This is a genomic window from Sporosarcina sp. G11-34 (assembly GCF_026931025.1).
Genome location: NZ_JAHNZW010000035.1, coordinates 1 through 1,094 on the forward strand (window position 1 = coordinate 1; position 1,094 = coordinate 1,094).

Annotated in this window: 1 protein-coding gene; it reads left to right on the plus strand. The window is 38.6% G+C overall.

What is annotated here, in order from left to right; genetic code table 11:
- Positions 1 to 62: 62 nt before the first annotated feature.
- A complete protein-coding gene (locus KSU66_RS21315; RefSeq protein WP_269053464.1) occupies positions 63 to 1,070 on the plus strand; it encodes a S66 family peptidase in 1,008 nt (335 codons plus the stop codon).
- Positions 1,071 to 1,094: the final 24 nt, after the last annotated feature.

Consider the following 1,094-nt stretch of genomic DNA (forward strand, 5'->3'; position numbering starts at 1 on the left):
GGGCCAGATTGTCGAGCAATATCTTTATGAAACTAGAATTTTAAAGAGGTGAATACATTCTTATGGAACCATTAAGAAAGGGAGATACCATTGGCATATTTACACCATCTTCCCCTGCAACAGTTACAGCAAAACAGCGCTTTGAACGGGCAAAATCTTTTCTAGAAGCAAAAGGTTTTGCAATCGCAGAAGGAAAATTAACAGGAAAGAAGAATGGATATCGTTCAGGATCACCTAAAGAACGTGCAGAAGAATTAAATGAGTTAATAAGAAATCCGAGCGTAAAGTTGATAATGTCCACTATTGGTGGGACAAACTCAAACAGTATGTTGCCATATATTGATTATAAGGCATTTAAACAAAACCCTAAGCTAGTGGTCGGATATTCGGATGCAACCGCTGTCTTACTTGCTCTCTATGCAAAAACAGGTATCTCAACATATTATGGTCCTGCCTTAGTTCCTTCCTTTGGTGAATTTGAACCTTTGGTAAATGATACATATCGTTATTTTGAACAATATTTTATGCAAAAGAATGAGCTTCCTTATGAAGTACCAACTCCCCCTTTTTGGTCAGATGAACCAGTAAACTGGCTGGAAAAAACGACAGAGAAAAAGCTTTACAAAAATGAATGGATTACTGGTCATAGCGGAGTTGCGGAGGGAAGACTGATGGGTGGTAATGTGAATGCCATTTACGGATTCATCGGTTCACCTTATTTCCCAGCAATTGAGCAAGGCGATATTTTATTGATTGAAGATTGCATGAAAACTGCTTCAGTTGTTGAAAAAAACTTTGCCATGTTAAAAGTACATGGCATTTTCGATAAAGTCGCTGGTATTATCTTAGGAAAACATGAACAATATGATGATTTGGGCACGGGCAAACAGCCGTTGGACTTACTGATAGAGCAATTGGATGGACGGGATATACCGATTTTAGCTGAATTTGATACGTGTCATACCCACCCAATGCATCCACTAGCTATTGGTAAGAAAGTGAAGTTAGATGCCGGAAGAAAAAAAGTGCTTTGTACGGAAGACTGGCTAAATATCTTTACGGGAATTTAAAGTTGATTTACTGCAATCGGGCGC